This is a genomic window from Ruegeria sp. AF7, from assembly GCF_056541885.1.
In genome coordinates this window covers 23,395-38,480 of record NZ_JBQFYX010000005.1, presented here as the reverse complement: position 1 = coordinate 38,480, position 15,086 = coordinate 23,395, and the positions used below count along the sequence as shown (strand labels likewise).

Sequence of the window (15,086 nt, the reverse complement as noted above, 5' to 3'; positions counted from 1 at the left end):
GAACCAATTGCCGACACGCTATCTTATTCTAATCCCGCGTCCAGCACGGCGACGCGAAAAAGCGGCAGAAACCAGCCCGAGCGGTTACAATCTGTAACAGACCGTATCCGTACGAAACCGATCTCTGCCGGTGCTGTTGGACCTAGACCTCCGTATCCTCGTCCTGTTCCTTGTGCGGCATTTCTTCGATCAGGCGGGTTTCCAGCAATTGCCCGTTCCGATACAGGATCGGATAGGCCACCGCAGCGATGTGGCTGTTAAATTCACGGAACGCGCGCAGGGTTTCCAGGTGGATATCGCTGGTCTCAAAGCTTTCCGTACTGCCGTGCTGTAGGCGTTTGAGGTGGCGTTTGCGGCTGTCGCGCTCGGCCCGTTTGATTTCGGTTTTCTCAAGGCTCAGCAGACGGGCGCTTTCCAGATCGTCCGAGATCAGAACGTTTGAGGCCAGTTTGAGGTTGGCCAGGATGCCTTCGTGCATCTCAACCAGTTCCGACCAGCCCTCTTTCGAAAATGAAGCGCCCTTTTTCCGCATGTCGCCCGCCAGAACAGTCAGCCGCTTGGCAACAACGTCGCCCGCGGTTTCCAGCCGGATTGCGTATTCCATCAGGTCGCGCGCCACTTTTGCGTTTTGCTTTCCGAATGTCTCCTCGGGAATGGCGGCCACGAATTTTCGAATACCCGACAGGCAGTCGTTCACATCTTCGTCCATGTCCCTTACGGCGCGTATCTGTTCCTTGTCTCCGCTGCGATACAATTCCAGTGACGGGCGGAACATCGACTCGACCAGATCGCTCATCCGCAGCAGTTCACGCTTGAGGCTGGACAGCGCCTGAGACGGGCTGCCGGCAGTGCGCACGTCCAGCGCGCTGGCCGGGCGACCTGGCTGGGCCAGCGCGTTCGCAGATTTCGGATCCGGAAAAAACTGCTCCAAAGGTGCGCGCAAACGCCCGCAGAACGGCAGTGCCAGCAGCAGCAACGAGGCATTGAACGCAAGATGCGCATTGACCAGCATCTGCCCGCCCTGCAAATCCCCCAGAACACCGGCACGCAGTGCCGCAGTCGCCGCGAAAAGGGTGATTATCGCCCAGCTGCCGCGCAAGGCCAGGTTGGCAAAGGGTATGCGCCTGGCAGGCATTTCCATCCCCCTGCTCAGCCAAACAGGTATGAAGGCTGAACCGAAGTTGGCCCCCAATACCAGCGAGAGCCCGGCGGCAAACGGGATTGCGCCGATCTGAACCAGCGTCACACACATCAGGATCGCCGCGACCGAGGAATGCATGACAAAGGCCAGCGCGCCGCCAACCAGAAACGCTGTAATATAGTCGCGCGCCAGATACTCGGCGACGGCAGGCAAGAAGGCACTGTCCCGGATCGGGTCCATGGCTTCGCGCAAAAAGCGTAATGAGATCAGGATGAACGCAATCCCCATCAGGATGCGCCCCAATTGCCGGGGCTTCTTGGCCTCGGTCTTGACAAAGAGATACCCGCCAACCGCCAGTAGCAACGGTATCAGCCAACCCAGCTGGAATGACAAAACCTGAATGATCAGCGCCGAACCGAGATCAGCGCCCAGCACGATTGCAAGACCGGTGGGAAAGGTCAGGAACCCTCCGGCAGCAAAACCTGATGTCAAAAGGGCAACTGCCGCCGAGCTTTGTAGAACCACCGCCATTAAAATGCCGACCATTGACGCCTGCGCGTAATGGCTTTGGCCCGTCATGAGACGCTGGAACGAAGCCCCATAGCTGCGCTCGATCCCTGTGCGGACCATCCGCACTGCATAAAGCAGCAGCATCGTGGCTCCGGCCAGGCTGATGAGAAAGCTTACTATCGCCATGATCCTATCCGTTCACCAAGTCCAGCATTTCCCCGTGCAGCTCGGGTGTTGCCGCTGAAATCACCCGGCCGTCAGAATTCAGGTCAAGCGGCCGACCCTGCCAATCTGTCATCACCCCACCCGCCGCTTCAACCACGGCCAGCACTGGCAGGTAATCATAGGGCTGTAGATCATAGTCGATCACAGCATCCACATGGCCCGCCGCCAGCAGGGCATGGGGGTAGCAATCATAGGCGAGCCGTCTGGTCTGTCCAGAATGCATCAGCCTGTCGAATAACGTCGGATGATCGCGATAGATCTTGTCCCCTTCGTTTACGAAAAGAATGGACTGATCCAGCCGCGTCTGGGCCGAAGTCGTGATCTCACGGCCATTCAACGTGGCGCCCTGACCAGCGGCGCCGGTAAATACTTCATTTATCGCTGGCATGCCGATCACGCCGATATCCGGTTTGCCGTCAACCAGATGACCCAACAGAAACCCAAACAACGGATGCCCTGACAAAAATGACCGGGTTCCATCAATCGGGTCGATGATCCAAACCTCGCGGCAATCCCGCCCCTCGAACCCATGCTCTTCGCCAAAAATGCCGTGATCGGGGAAATGCTGCCCAAGATAGGAGCGTACCTGCGCTTCAACACCCCTGTCGGCCTGTGTCACCGGGCTTTCATCCGATTTGAACTCAACCCCCAGCGCGCCACGAAAATACCCCCGCGCCGCTTCGCTGGCCAAGTCGGCTATCTTTACCGCATGAGACAGCAGGTCGGTGCTTTCGTCAGCCTGTGAGGTCCTAGGATTCAGCATTCGATTCTATCCTGTGTGGTGATGATTTTGACTCCAGGGTGGTTACAAAATGAAACTACCCTTTGGCGGTCCCGCCTCGATCTTATCCCAATACATTCCCACAAAATAGCCCACTCATAAACAAAAAAAACTCAAATATCCACGTTTTCACAGAGAAATGTGGATTTTGAAACATGGCACAGTTTTCGGCGAATGTTGGTAACACGGCCCTACACATTTGAAGACAAGGACGTAGCTTTTCTGGAAAACAAGTGTCCGAGCACTGTTCCGCCTTATGCGGCATCCGGGTCACGTGCAATATCATGAGCATCGAAAACCACGTTCCTGAAAACCGGCAGCGAGCAACCAAATACGTCGGAACCTACTTGATGAATTTTCAGGGAATACACCGATAGGTAGCGGGACCTAGGTGTGTGACCGAGTGCTGAGGGTTCCAACGTTAGACAAACCTCTACATTTCGCTTTGCCACTGATCACTGTATAGCGAGACCAGCTTTCGGATAGTCAGCATCTCGTTTGACGAAAGATCGATAACAGGTGCACCCAAAATAATCTTCGTATGATCGGGTCCGCGGACAAATGACGCTTCCATAATCTCATCCTGGGAATCCCGGTGCCGAGAGGGCCACGCGCGACAGGCGTGAATCATCGTCGCGCGACTACCAAATTGGCTTACCAGCTCCGCAACCTCTTTCCTCCTGTCAATGCCTCAAGCGCAACTTTGGTCTTGAACTCCGGCGAATGGCTCATTCGTTTCGACATCTCTGATCTCTTCGTCGCCAAAGACCAGCAGTCAACAAATTGTAAACTACGTCAGTGTCCGATTTTCAACGAGTTGCTCACTAAGCACCTTAACCAGCAGCTTGAACAAGGCCCCATTAGAGATGAAATCCGGAAGCAACCCCATTCGTTCTGCCAGGAACCCATTGTGCTGGCAACCTGGCTGGTTCAGGTCATCCCTTCAGCATCCATTTCAGAGTATTTTCCAGTGAGTGACGGATGCCGACCGGGATCAGGTTTTCCAGATGTGAGGGATCGCCCATCAGAACCTTGATTTCTTGTGCGCGCATAAAGGCAGGATTAGACACCACCTCGATCTCATGGCCGGTTATGGTTCGACACATGTCCAGAATCTCCGCCAGCGCGGTTGCTTTACCGGAGCAGACGTTCACGGTTTCACCTTCGGGTGCGTTTTCCAGAAGCAACCTGTACACTCGCGCAACATCGCGTACATCGGAAAAGTCCCGCGCGACATCCAAGTTTCCCAATTCTATCTGTGGCTGCTTACGCCGGAAATGAGAAACGATCTTGGGAACAAGAAACTTGGGGTCCTGGCCAAGACCGGTATAATTGAATGGTCGGGCAATAACGACAGGAAGACGGTCGTTATACAGCCGGGCCATGTGCTCCATTGCAAGTTTTGAAACCGCGTAATCGTTAACAGGTGCCGGGGGGGTAGATTCCCCTATGGATGGCACGGCGGCGTTACCATAGATATTCGCGCTACTGGCCAGAACGACGGCTTTGCGGCCATGTCCGGTGTTGGAAAGCGCTTCTAGTAAGCACCGCGTCCCCATCAGATTGACTTGATAAAAGCTCTCGGCGGTTCCGTGTGCCACAAATGCGACCCCTGCCAAATGCAGCACCGCGTCCGGAGCGACATGGGTAATAACCTGCTCTAGACCCGATGAATCTGTCAAATCTGCTTCCAGATATTGGGAATCAGGCATGGGGGCCGGATTTGTTCCGATGCCCCAAACGTCCCACCCTGCTTCTGCAAGCTCTATTGCAGCATAGTGTCCGGTAAAGCCATAGCGTCCGGTAATCAGAACTCGGGGTGCCGGCATCAAAAGGACACACCCTTTTCGTTACGTGCAAGATCCGCCTCAACCATCATCTGGCAGAGTTCCTCCAAAGATGTTGTCGCCTCCCAACCAAGCTCTTGTTTTGCCTTGCTCGCGTCGCCAATCAGCAAATCCACTTCAGCAGGGCGATAGAATTTGGGGCTAATCCTCACAAGAACACGGTTGCCCTCGGCGTCCACCGCCACTTCTTTCTCACCTTCACCTTCAAAACGCAGTTCGATACCCGCGCTCTTGAAAGCCATGGAGACAAAATCCCGCACTGTCTCGGTGCGACCGGTCGCCAGTACAAATGTATCGGGTTCATCAGCTTGCAGCATACGCCACATGCCATCCACGTAATCCCGGGCAAACCCCCAATCGCGCTTTGCGTCAAGATTGCCCAGCTCAATGCAATCAAGTTGACCCAGTTTGATTTTGGCAACCGCGTCAGTGATTTTGCGTGTTACGAACTCCAACCCCCGCAAAGGGCTTTCGTGGTTGAACAGAATGCCTGAGCTGCCGAATATATCGTAGCTTTCTCGATAATTGATGGTCATCCAATGCGCGTATAGTTTGGCAACACCGTAGGGGCTGCGCGGCCAGAACGGAGTCGTCTCGCGCTGCGGCACTTCCTGAACCTTGCCGAACATTTCGGAAGTGGAAGCCTGGTAGAACCGGATTTTGGGGTTCACTATTCTGATAGCTTCCAGCAAATAAAGTGCGCCAACGCCGGTGATCTGCGCGGTTGTGTGCGGTTGTTCAAACGAGACGCCCACAAAGCTTTGAGCCGCCAAGTTATAGATCTCATCCGGTTCCACCTTCTGAATAAGCCGGATCATCGTCCCCATGTCAGTCAGATCAAGTTCTGACAGAACCAGATTGGGATGGTTGCGTATTCCCAGTTCTTCAATGCGCCAGAAATTCGTGGAAACAACACGACGGAAGGTCCCCACGACGTTATAACCCTTATTCAGCAAAAGCTGAGCGAGATAGGCGCCATCCTGCCCGGTGATACCTGTGACGATTGCAGTTTTTGTCACTCTTAATCCCTTTCTGTTTTGTCTCTTGCCTGTAGGAAGAGCCCTGCCGACATGAGCAATGCTTTTTTGTCAACCTAGTCGTGTGTCCAAGCCCGCTATAGTATTTATTTTGCGCGCAGGGGCCATTAAACAGGTCAATTCAAAGCTCGCTATTGGAGTTGAAACCTGAGAACCCGGCAATTGGACAATAAGCGCGGACTTTCTGATGAAAAACTGGGCCTGCGCTAAGTCTTCACACACATCACTATGCATCGGTTTATTTGGGTGCATACATAGCCTGCCCCATGTCCCGAGCTACATCTGACCAACCGCGCAGAGGCGCGGTTTTGATTTTTTCTTCCAAAACCGAGCGGTGATTGGAGTCATTGAGCCTTAGAACAGCCTCTCCGATGCTTTGAATGCTCATTGCATCACAATATTCAACAAGGTCCATTCCAACTTCAACTAGCGAGCTGTTCTGGGCGACGACAGCTGTTTTACCATAAGCTAGTGCCTCGCCCACGGGCAGGCCCCATCCCTCGTATACACTCGGCATCAATACAAACTGGCAATTCTTGTAAAGGACACCAAGCTCTTCATCTGTAGGCCCCTCAACCATGCTTACATAGCCGTAAATATCACCAGTTCCCTCCATCAGGCTATCGAACTCGTCTGTCAGCCAACCTTTTTGCCCTGCAAATACCAACTTTGGAATATCAATATGACCTTGGTCAATCAGGTATTTCCACGCCATCGCCGTGCGCCAGACATTCTTGCGTGGCTCGATTGTGCCAACACAAAGAGCGTATCGTTCGCCGGCAATTTTCCGCAGATCGGCACCAATTTGGCCGGCGTCTTCAAGCTGAGGGTATGCATCAAACGAAATCCGCGAAGACACAGGGCCTTGCTTTTTGGCTTCGTCATATGCGGGTTCCGTTTTGGTTAGTCCAGCCTGAGCTAAGGATACGGTAGTTGCGGTGTGTCGAATATCATGCACCTGAAAAAACTGCAAAAGATCTCGCCGCGTGGCTTCGGAGATTGTCATATAGCGGCTCGTATATTCCTTAGAAGTCAAAAGCCAATCATAGAATATGTGGGGTAAAGTCCCGGCCGTAAACTGTGGCGCTACGATTGGGATCAGATCGTAAACAAGAGTATGTACCTGCATTCCATACGCCCTAGCCTCACTGAACGCCTGGCTTTGGTGCGCTTGCCAACTGCTGTCCAGAAGCACAAGATGGTCACCTTTGGTTGCCACATTGAATAGTGGTTGCTCCGAGCGGCGAGACCCCGAGGCTTTTTGTGGTGCTTTTTTCCATCTCTGCGCTCGCCATGCCTTTGATGACATGTCTTTTTTTCGAAATGAAGCGTCCGTACCCAGTAAACTCAAAACATCTAGCTTAGTACGATGAAAAAAATATTTGGCAGGACTGTTTTTGTATTTGTCGAGAGCTGGCAGATTAGAACGTGCTGCCTTCCAAGGATGGAAGAGTTGTCGCAGTTTCACCGGTGAGGCTAGTGTATCAATTCCAATTTCACTGAGTGGCACACAGCGTAGAATCCCAGAACTCGGTTCACACCAACTCAGGTAGATGAGTTTCGGGTCGCTGAGTTTAGAAAATTCGCTGATCAATTCCACTATTACACGTTGAATGCCAGAATAGCGGTCAATCTTCTTTATATATATGATCAATCCAGAGATATCGAAGAATACCTTTTTGCCATCTTCGTTAAACGTGGGGGCGTTCATAGATTACTCTCCGTGCAGTCAGCCAGATGAAGTTGTTTCATCTTTTTTGGGTCGCGTCGAAATACTACCGAATTGAACTGGTTTTAAGGGCTTTATGCGACTGATCCGAGATTCTGAGTATGCAGTCGCGATTTTCAGTAACTTTAGGTTTCAAACAATAAATGAGGCAGATTCCGACGGTTTCGAAGGAGTCCGCCTGCCAGGATGTTGGATTTTGCAAAAGCGCACGCATCGCGCAATGGTCGGTTGGGCCGAAAGCCCGTGACATTCTGGGGATAAAGTGCAAGGCATGACAGTCCTTTCGAAGATTATGAGCGCGTTTGACGGGGTGAGCAACGGTCCCATTAGTACAGTTTTTGCAAAACCTTTCGCACATCCATTGCAACGTTCGACCATGTGCGAAGCTGCGGCTTATGCGCGGCAATGCGTGCGCGCAAGTTTCGGCCGTGTTCCGGATCTACCAGTAACTTAGTGATATGATCTGCAAGTTGATCGGGCCGGTCCGGATCGAAATAGACACCAAGATCGCCGCATACTTCTTTCAATACCGCCGCAGTGGAGCAAAGCGCTGGCGTACCAAACCACAAGGCTTCACCGGCGGGTAATCCCCAACCCTCCATTCGGCTGGGCATCACAAGCGCCACAGCATTCTTGTACAGATTTACCAGATCCGTTTGATTAGGGTTCTCGCGGAAAACGACGTGTTCGCGGATTGTTTTACAGTCATCCGATTGTAGATAAGTGCTTGTTTTATGGCGCAACGCCCCTGCCAGTACCAACGTGGGTACGCCTTTCCCGTCACGCTTCAGAACGCGTAGTGCTTCGAATACAACATCCAGGTTTTTGCGGCCAAGCATGGACCCCACTGTCAGGATATAAGGTTGTTCCGGAATATCTTGCTCGGCCTGCTCTGTTCCCTCAGGGCATTCATGTACCAAAGGTATAGCATAGACCTCTGGTGCTTCCGGCAGAATCCCTTTTTCGGAGAAATCCAGAACTTCCTGCCGTGTGAACTCCGAATTCGTCAACAGCGCTTTGGCTCGTGAGACCAGCAGCTGGTTATCCCCGATGAAGTTGCGCGGAAAGCTTGCCAGCTGGTGTTCAAAATCGTGCATAGGGATCATGTCGTGGAGCAAAGGAATGATATCGCAAGACACCCCTTTACGATCCAGAGTGCACAGGATTTCAACGATCAACTTGGGCCGCCCACAACTCACCAATGTCTTTCCAGACATGTCGATGTACGACATGTCTGGGGCTATCTCCTCCCAGGCTTTGCGGTTTCTACGTCCGACCAGCGGCCGGACAGCCGCCAGCACAAGATCCCTAATAATTGACTTGGTGTAGTGGTGACTGCGCACGCGCAATTGCCGGATACCGATTGGAACGTTCAGGTCTACGCCACCATCTGCTCGAATAGTTGGGAATACTTCCAAAAGCTCATTATGGCCCTGTGAGAAAACAGCGAATCTGACGGACGCGTCCTGTTTTCTAAGTTCAGCGCCGATCTCGGCAACGACCCTGGCGATCCCGTAATAACGCAGCTTACCGGTTGAGGCCAAAAGGACCTCGGTCAGGTCATAGACAACCTGCCGCTTCTTGGCTGCATTGAGATCGTTTTCCATTTCCGTATTCCTTCGGCCACCCGGTCAGTCTAAAGTGGTCTTGCAACCTTGTCTTAGACCCTGGAATAGACGTCCTCATAGCGGATGATGTCATCTTCACCCAGATAGCTTCCGGTTTGCACTTCGATCAGCACCATTGGAACCTTGCCCGGGTTTTCCATGCGATGCACAGCGCCAAGAGGAATGTAAACGGACTGGTTTTCAGTGACCAGCTTGACCTCGTCATCGACAGTCACCTTCGCGGTTCCCTCAACAACAATCCAGTGTTCGGACCGGTGATGATGGCTTTGTAGCGATAGTGCTGCGCCGGGGTGTACATGAATACGTTTGACCTGGAAACGTCCACCAACGACAAGGCTTTCAAACCAACCCCATGGTCGGTAATCCTTGGGAAAAATGGTGGCTTGGTTTGCGCCTTTGACTTTGAGCGCCTCGACAGCCTTCTTCACGTCCTGAGCCCTGGATTTATCTGCAACCAGAACCGCATCAGAAGTTGCCACGGCGATAATGTCCTTCAGACCAATGCCGACAATTTCCAAATTGCCGACCTCCGAACGCAAAAGTGTGTCACTGCATTCAATTGCAGTGGCGCTGCCTGAAGCCACAACCCCGTTGTCATCTGGTCCCGCCTCTCGCCAAACCGAACTCCAGTCACCCAAGTCGGACCAGCCAGCAGAAAATGGAACAACGCTCAGGTTGTCGGCCTTTTCCATCACTGCATAGTCGATTGAGATATCTTCGGCCTGTTTCCAGGCCTCTGGGTCCAGCCGTAGAAAACCCAAGTCCGTTTTGGCAGCTTCGCAAGCGGCTCGGACTGGGCTCATCAGCGTCGGGGCGTGGGTTTCAAAAGCGGCGATGATGTCACAGGCCCTGAAAAGAAAGATGCCACCATTCCACAGATGCTTGCCGTCGGCTAGCATAGCGGTGGCGGTTTCTACATCTGGCTTCTCGACAAAGCTGTCGAGTTTGACGGGAGCTGTGCCCTCCGGTGCTCCAGCCAGCTTAAGATAACCATAACCGGTTTCGGGCCGATCGGGTGTTATTCCAAAGGTTACCAGCTGCCCGGTGCGGGCCGCTGGAATACCCGCAGCCACGGCTGCACGAAAAGCGCCCGCATCAGGTACAACATGGTCGGAGGGTTGGACCAGCAATAGGGCTTCGGGGTCGGACTTCGCCACGTGCAAGGCGGCCGCCAAAACCGCAGGCGCAGTGTTGCGCCCATCAGGTTCAATCAGAATAGTACCCGGATCAATGCCAGCCGCCTGTAACTGTTCAGTCACGATAAACCGGAAATCTGAGCCGGTCACAACGACTGGCGCGTAATAATCCGCCCCCGTCACGCGCCGGGCTGAGGACTGAAACAGGGTCTTTTCCCCGGTAATGGCTGCGAACTGCTTGGGATAGGATTTTCTGGACAGCGGCCAAAGGCGGGTGCCAGACCCACCGCAAAGAAGAATAGGAGTTATGGACACGATCAGATAACCTTTGCCATTAAATGCAACTGCCTAGTGTCAACTTATGGACGCATTTTCAAGGTAGTTCCGCTGCTATTGGATCAGTTTTGGCAATAAAACGCTAAACGCTGGCCCCCCAAAGCGGCATCGGCGAAGTATCTCGGCTTCACTTTTCCAGCTGGGCCTCGATCAATGCAGATCGCCAGCGCAACCAGACACAAACAAGTCGCCATGGGTCTGGCCGGGCAAGCGGGGGTTCCAGCCAGAGCTGCTAAAGTACATACCGGCTCAGGTCCGCTGATTTGGTCAATTCACCCAGATTTTCGTCCACGAATTGTGCGTCGACAGTTATTTCTGTTCCGGCCTGGTCTGGTGCAGTGAATGACAGCTCTTCGAAGACCCGCTCCATGACGGTGTAAAGTCGCCGCGCACCAATGTTTTCAATGCTCTGGTTCACCTCGGCTGCGATCCGTGCCAAGGCGGCAATACCATCTTCAGTAAACCCAACAGTGACCTCTTCGGTGGCCATAAGGGCCGTATACTGACGGGTCAGTGCGTTGTCGGTTTCGGTCAGGATGCGCACGAAATCCTCCTCGGTCAGCGCGCGCAGCTCTACCCGAATGGGCAGACGGCCCTGCAACTCGGGCAGGAGGTCTGACGGTTTGGCGATATGGAACGCACCGGATGCGATGAACAGGATGTGGTCGGTTTTCACCGGACCGTGTTTTGTCGAGACGGTTGTGCCTTCGATCAGGGGCAGCAGGTCGCGCTGTACACCTTCGCGACTTACATCACCACCACGCGCTTCTGTGCGGGCGCAGACCTTGTCAATCTCGTCCAGAAAAACGATGCCATTCTGTTCCACCGATTCCAATGCGGTGCGGGTGACCGTCTCATCGTCCAGCAGCTTGTCGGCCTCTTCCCCAATCAGCACGTCATAGCTTTCGGCGACAGTAAGACGTTTCCTGACAGAACGCCCGGCAAACGCCTTACCGAAGATATCACCCAGATTCATCATCCCCATCTGACTGCCTGGCTGTCCCGGAATGTCGAACATCGGCATCGGGTTTGAACTGTCCGCGACGTCCAGTTCGATGACCGTCTCATCCAGTTCACCCGCCTTGAGCTTTTTGCGGAACATCTCTCGTGTGCCTTCACGGGCATCCGTACCAGCGATGGCGTCAATCACGCGGTCTTCGGCGGCTTGATAGGCTTTGGCCTTGACGTCTTCGCGCATGAATTCCCGTGTTTGTAGAATGGCGGCATCGGCCAGATCGCGAATGATTTGTTCCACGTCGCGACCGACATAGCCAACCTCTGTGAACTTCGTGGCTTCGACTTTGATAAAGGGTGCGCGCGCCAGCTTGGCCAGACGGCGGCTGATCTCGGTCTTGCCAACACCGGTGGGGCCGATCATCAGGATGTTCTTTGGATACACCTCTTCGCGAATATCGTCCGGCAACTGCTTGCGGCGCCAGCGGTTGCGCAGGGCAACGGCCACAGCGCGCTTGGCATCCTTTTGCCCGATAATGAATCGATCCAGTTCCGAGACAATCTCGCGCGGGGTCAGGTCGGTCAAAGGGCAATCCTCTCGGTCGTATTTGCGTGATGCGGTCTAGGTAATCATGGCTTTGATGAAAACAAGCAAACCGCGGGTCTTGGCCGCGTTGGTTAACAATGCCTCATGCGGTTTGCAAATCCTTTGCTTGGGGAAAACACGAACCCTCTGTTACGGTTGCGTCAGGGTTACGAGCGTCAGGAGCATACAGAATGACGAAGATTGCCAAGATTACCCTGTTGTTTGTGGTGTTTGTGGATCTGATTGGGCAAGGTCTGGTCTTTCCCATCATCAATTCGTTGATCATGGAAACGAGCTCGGGTTTTCTGCCGGAAAGCACGCCAGTGGGCCGTAGGCATTTTTACTATGGTCTGGTGATCGGATGCTTTTTCCTGTCGTGGTTTCTGGGTGTTGTTTATGTCTCGAAAGTGTCTGACTCGATCGGGCGAAAGAATGCGCTGCTGGTCTGCCTTGGGGGGGCGTTGGCCGGATATGCGCTGACCATTGTGGCGCTTTATCTCAATAACCTGCTTCTGCTGATCGTCGGCCGTTCGATTACCGGGTTCACTGCGGGCAATCAGCCCATCGCGCAGGCAGCGATGATCGATGGCAGCACTGACGCGTCTGACCGGGACCGAAACATGGGCTACATCGTGACAGGTGTCAGCTTTGGCCTTGTCGGCGGGCCGATCATCGGCGCGGTTTTGTCGGATTCGGCGCTGTTTGGCGGCTTTGCCACGCTGAAAACCCCGTTCTATGGCGCGTTCGTGTTGGTGTTGATCGCGATTCTTCTGGTGCTTCTGTTTTTCAAGGACACCCGAACCAAGCGCGAGCCCTTTGTGTTTCGTCCCCGCGATATTCCCGACAGTCTGATCGCAGTTGGCGAACACCCTTTGGTTCTGAAAATCTTGCCGGTCTATTCGTTTTTCATGATCGCCAATGTCACATTCTACGTGTTTGTCGACAATTTCCTGACCAGCGCATTCGGGTATGGGGTCATCGGGGGCAGCGTGGCGATGGTTGTCATCGGTGTGGCGTTGGCCTTTTCCAGTACGTTCCTGGTGAAGCCTGCCCAGGAAAGGTTCAGCAAACACGCGATCATTTACACGTCGCTTGTGGTGATGGTCATTTGCGGGTTTGCCTTTGCCTTCAGCCCAAGCGGTGTATTCAGCTATGTCCCCGTGTTTTTCTTCTATTTCCTGTTCGGCATCGCCTATCCAACGCTGTTGGGCCTGTTCTCCTCAAGCGTCAGCGAGGCGGATCAGGGCTGGGCCATGGGCGTGGCCACCGCCGTGTTCTGTCTTGCGGGGGGGATCATGTCACTGATCGGTGGCGGGTTGATGAGCATCGATATCCGCGTTCCCTATTACATCGTGGTCGTAGCGGCGGTCCTGGGGCTGGTCGGCATGCACCGTCGATGGAAAGGCAAAGAGATCAAGGCGCTTTTAGCCTGAGATCGTCTCAACCGTCAGGTTGCCATTGGTGTAGACACAGATATCTGCTGCGATGGCCATGGATTGCCGGGCGATGTCTTCTGCGGATTTGTCGCTGTCCATCATGGCACGCGCGGCGGCCAGAGCGAAGTTGCCTCCCGACCCGATGGCAGCCACATTGTGTTCGGGCTCCAGTACGTCCCCTGCCCCGGTGATGACCAGCAGATCCCTGCCGTCTGTCACGATCAGCATCGCCTCAAGCTTTTGCAGATACTTGTCGGTGCGCCAGTCCTTGGCGAGTTCAACCGAGGCGCGGGCCAGTTGGCCGGGCGTAGCCTCAAGCTTGGCTTCGAGCCGTTCCAGCAATGTGAAGGCATCCGCTGTCGATCCGGCAAAACCTGCCACGACCTCGAACCCTCCGGGAGACAGGCGGCGCACCTTGCGCGCAGTGCCCTTGATCACGGTTTGACCCAGACTCACCTGACCGTCGCCGGCAATGACGACATGACCGTCCTTCTTGACGCCGATAATCGTTGTGCCGTGCCAACCGGGAAAGTCGTTATCTGCCATGATCGTCTCCGCTTTTGCTGGCGGTATATATGGGCCGGACCGGTTGTTGGCGCAACCCATTGCCAAACTGCCCAAAAGATATGCAAAAAATGCAATTCGGGGTTACCGGACCAGCAATTGTGAGTCCGGCCAAGCGGTACTAGATGAGGCTCACAACCGACGACGGGTCGGCTGTTTCTTCAATAAGGACTGCGCACATGGCAACTACAGCTAATATTCATGCGCCGCTCGGAGCAGCTACCATCCTGCACGTGGCGGACGTTTTCATCAATGCATTCGACAGTGTTGTCGCATGGAATGAAGCCCGTAAAACACGGAACCTTCTGTCGGAACTCAGCGACACGCAGCTGGACGATATCGGTCTGAGCCGCGCGGATATCGCTAAACTCTGATCCAACCGACAGATCGTCAAACCGAACCAGCCGCCCGGATTTCCGAGCGGCTTTTTCGTTGCTCAGCCCTGGACGTATTGCCCGGCAAGGTCGGGTAAAAAGGCTTCGACCGCGGCAGTTGCAATGACGTGCAGAGTGCCAGCTTCTTCATCGGCGACATCCATACCACCTTTAACCGCGCGAACCTCGGCCCGGCCTCGCGGCAAGTCGACAGCAACCAACTCGCAATTCACCTGTTCCGGATTCTGAACGCCGATTGTCACGCGCACGCGCATTTCGTTGTGATCGATCCCCAGCTTTGAAAACAGCGTGATGGATGAATGATGCAGCGCGTCCTGAACCGCGCGGCGGGCTGCTTTGGTATAATCCTGACCATAAAGGTCATTGCCGGTGCCCATTTCCAGGATGATCCGCTTTTCACTCATTGCGCAGGGTCCATGTCGAAAGAAACGATCAGTGCGGCGTTGGCGATGACCGTGTGGCCGTCGCCATGCGGTTTTTCGATGTCCAGCCCACCCTTTGTGACAGTAATGTTGGGCTGGCCATAAGGGAAAACGGCTTTGAGGGCGTCTGTATCCACTTGATCCGGCTGCTGCACGCCGATCTCGGCATCGATGATCATCACCTCTTTCGGGAAACCAAACAGCTCGGCCATATTGACCGAGTTGTGCCACAGCGCGTCTCTGATCGCCCGCAGCGACGCCTCGGTATAGTCCATCCGGCGCAGGGATGTGCCCATCCCGAACTCTACAAGAACGCGCGTTTTTGCCATTGGCTTCCCCGCTGCTTCAACAAAAAAGGC

At 54.1% G+C, this 15,086-nt stretch carries 13 protein-coding genes; 2 read left to right on the top strand and 11 right to left on the bottom strand.

Annotation, left to right across the window (positions count from 1 at the left end; all coding sequences use genetic code 11):
* Nucleotides 1–142: 142 nt before the first annotated feature.
* The 8 genes from ACR0AP_RS11450 to hslU form a co-directional block, all read right to left on the bottom strand.
* Nucleotides 143–1,837 (bottom strand): Na/Pi cotransporter family protein, encoded by a 1,695-nt coding sequence (locus tag ACR0AP_RS11450; RefSeq protein WP_480506851.1) that lies wholly within the window; start codon nt 1,835–1,837, stop codon nt 143–145.
* A gap of 4 nt (nt 1,838–1,841) precedes the next feature.
* On the bottom strand, nt 1,842–2,639 hold the full coding sequence (locus tag ACR0AP_RS11445; RefSeq protein WP_480506850.1) for an inositol monophosphatase family protein: 798 nt from the start codon (nt 2,637–2,639) through the stop codon (nt 1,842–1,844).
* Between the two features lie 953 nt (nt 2,640–3,592).
* Nucleotides 3,593–4,486 (bottom strand): NAD-dependent epimerase/dehydratase family protein, encoded by an 894-nt coding sequence (locus ACR0AP_RS11440; RefSeq protein ID WP_480506849.1) that lies wholly within the window; start codon nt 4,484–4,486, stop codon nt 3,593–3,595.
* A complete protein-coding gene (gene gmd / locus ACR0AP_RS11435; protein WP_480506848.1) occupies nt 4,486–5,523 on the bottom strand; it encodes a GDP-mannose 4,6-dehydratase in 1,038 nt (345 codons plus the stop codon). Before gmd ends, ACR0AP_RS11440 begins: the two co-directional genes overlap by 1 nt.
* A 256-nt stretch (nt 5,524–5,779) precedes the next feature.
* The gene (locus tag ACR0AP_RS11430) at nt 5,780–7,252 is read right to left on the bottom strand and encodes a glycosyltransferase (RefSeq protein ID WP_480506847.1); all 1,473 of its coding nucleotides are present in this window, start codon (nt 7,250–7,252) and stop codon (nt 5,780–5,782) included.
* 344 nt (nt 7,253–7,596) lie between these two features.
* On the bottom strand, nt 7,597–8,877 hold the full coding sequence (locus ACR0AP_RS11425) for a glycosyltransferase family 4 protein (protein WP_480506846.1): 1,281 nt from the start codon (nt 8,875–8,877) through the stop codon (nt 7,597–7,599).
* A 53-nt stretch (nt 8,878–8,930) separates the two neighbouring features.
* Nucleotides 8,931–10,349 carry a mannose-1-phosphate guanylyltransferase/mannose-6-phosphate isomerase gene (locus ACR0AP_RS11420; protein ID WP_480506845.1) on the bottom strand — a complete coding sequence of 473 codons (1,419 nt, stop codon included), beginning with the start codon at nt 10,347–10,349 and terminating at the stop codon, nt 8,931–8,933.
* 253 nt (nt 10,350–10,602) lie between these two features.
* Entirely contained in the window at nt 10,603–11,910 is a 1,308-nt protein-coding gene (hslU, locus tag ACR0AP_RS11415) for an ATP-dependent protease ATPase subunit HslU (protein WP_480506844.1), read from the bottom strand.
* 191 nt (nt 11,911–12,101) lie between these two features.
* On the opposite strand from hslU, the gene ACR0AP_RS11410 reads away from it, so the two are divergent.
* Nucleotides 12,102–13,343: an MFS transporter gene (locus ACR0AP_RS11410; RefSeq protein WP_480506843.1), complete on the top strand. Its 1,242-nt coding sequence runs from the start codon at nt 12,102–12,104 to the stop codon at nt 13,341–13,343.
* Here the strand turns inward: ACR0AP_RS11410 and hslV are convergent.
* Nucleotides 13,335–13,892, bottom strand: a complete 558-nt coding sequence (hslV, locus tag ACR0AP_RS11405; RefSeq protein ID WP_480474424.1) for an ATP-dependent protease subunit HslV — start codon at nt 13,890–13,892, stop codon at nt 13,335–13,337. The two genes, ACR0AP_RS11410 and hslV, sit on opposite strands and share 9 nt — an antisense overlap.
* Nucleotides 13,893–14,089: 197 nt before the next feature.
* Between hslV and ACR0AP_RS11400 the strand changes: the two genes are divergently transcribed.
* Nucleotides 14,090–14,284: a DUF1127 domain-containing protein gene (locus tag ACR0AP_RS11400; RefSeq protein WP_209598523.1), complete on the top strand. Its 195-nt coding sequence runs from the start codon at nt 14,090–14,092 to the stop codon at nt 14,282–14,284.
* 62 nt (nt 14,285–14,346) lie between these two features.
* On the opposite strand, the gene ACR0AP_RS11395 is transcribed toward ACR0AP_RS11400, so the two are convergent.
* Nucleotides 14,347–14,709: a Lin0512 family protein gene (locus ACR0AP_RS11395; protein ID WP_480506842.1), complete on the bottom strand. Its 363-nt coding sequence runs from the start codon at nt 14,707–14,709 to the stop codon at nt 14,347–14,349.
* Nucleotides 14,706–15,056, bottom strand: coding sequence for a Lin0512 family protein (locus tag ACR0AP_RS11390; protein ID WP_480506841.1), 351 nt, complete (start codon nt 15,054–15,056; stop codon nt 14,706–14,708). The genes ACR0AP_RS11395 and ACR0AP_RS11390 overlap by 4 nt, the downstream gene beginning before the upstream one ends.
* Between the last annotated feature and the right edge of the window lie 30 nt (nt 15,057–15,086).

Excerpts from the sequence above, each read along its gene's own strand:
- ACR0AP_RS11390 (WP_480506841.1), bottom strand. The coding sequence starts at position 15,056 with ATGGCAAAAACGCGCGTTCTTGTAGAGTTCGGGATGGGCACATCCCTG.
- hslV (WP_480474424.1), bottom strand. The coding sequence starts at position 13,892 with ATGGCAGATAACGACTTTCCCGGTTGGCACGGCACAACGATTATCGGC.
- ACR0AP_RS11440 (WP_480506849.1), bottom strand. The coding sequence starts at position 4,486 with ATGCCGGCACCCCGAGTTCTGATTACCGGACGCTATGGCTTTACCGGA.
- ACR0AP_RS11425 (WP_480506846.1), bottom strand. The coding sequence starts at position 8,877 with ATGGAAAACGATCTCAATGCAGCCAAGAAGCGGCAGGTTGTCTATGAC.
- ACR0AP_RS11395 (WP_480506842.1), bottom strand. The coding sequence starts at position 14,709 with ATGAGTGAAAAGCGGATCATCCTGGAAATGGGCACCGGCAATGACCTT.
- ACR0AP_RS11445 (WP_480506850.1), bottom strand. The coding sequence starts at position 2,639 with ATGCTGAATCCTAGGACCTCACAGGCTGACGAAAGCACCGACCTGCTG.
- ACR0AP_RS11410 (WP_480506843.1), top strand. The coding sequence starts at position 12,102 with ATGACGAAGATTGCCAAGATTACCCTGTTGTTTGTGGTGTTTGTGGAT.
- ACR0AP_RS11430 (WP_480506847.1), bottom strand. The coding sequence starts at position 7,252 with ATGAACGCCCCCACGTTTAACGAAGATGGCAAAAAGGTATTCTTCGAT.
- ACR0AP_RS11450 (WP_480506851.1), bottom strand. The coding sequence starts at position 1,837 with ATGGCGATAGTAAGCTTTCTCATCAGCCTGGCCGGAGCCACGATGCTG.
- ACR0AP_RS11400 (WP_209598523.1), top strand. The coding sequence starts at position 14,090 with ATGGCAACTACAGCTAATATTCATGCGCCGCTCGGAGCAGCTACCATC.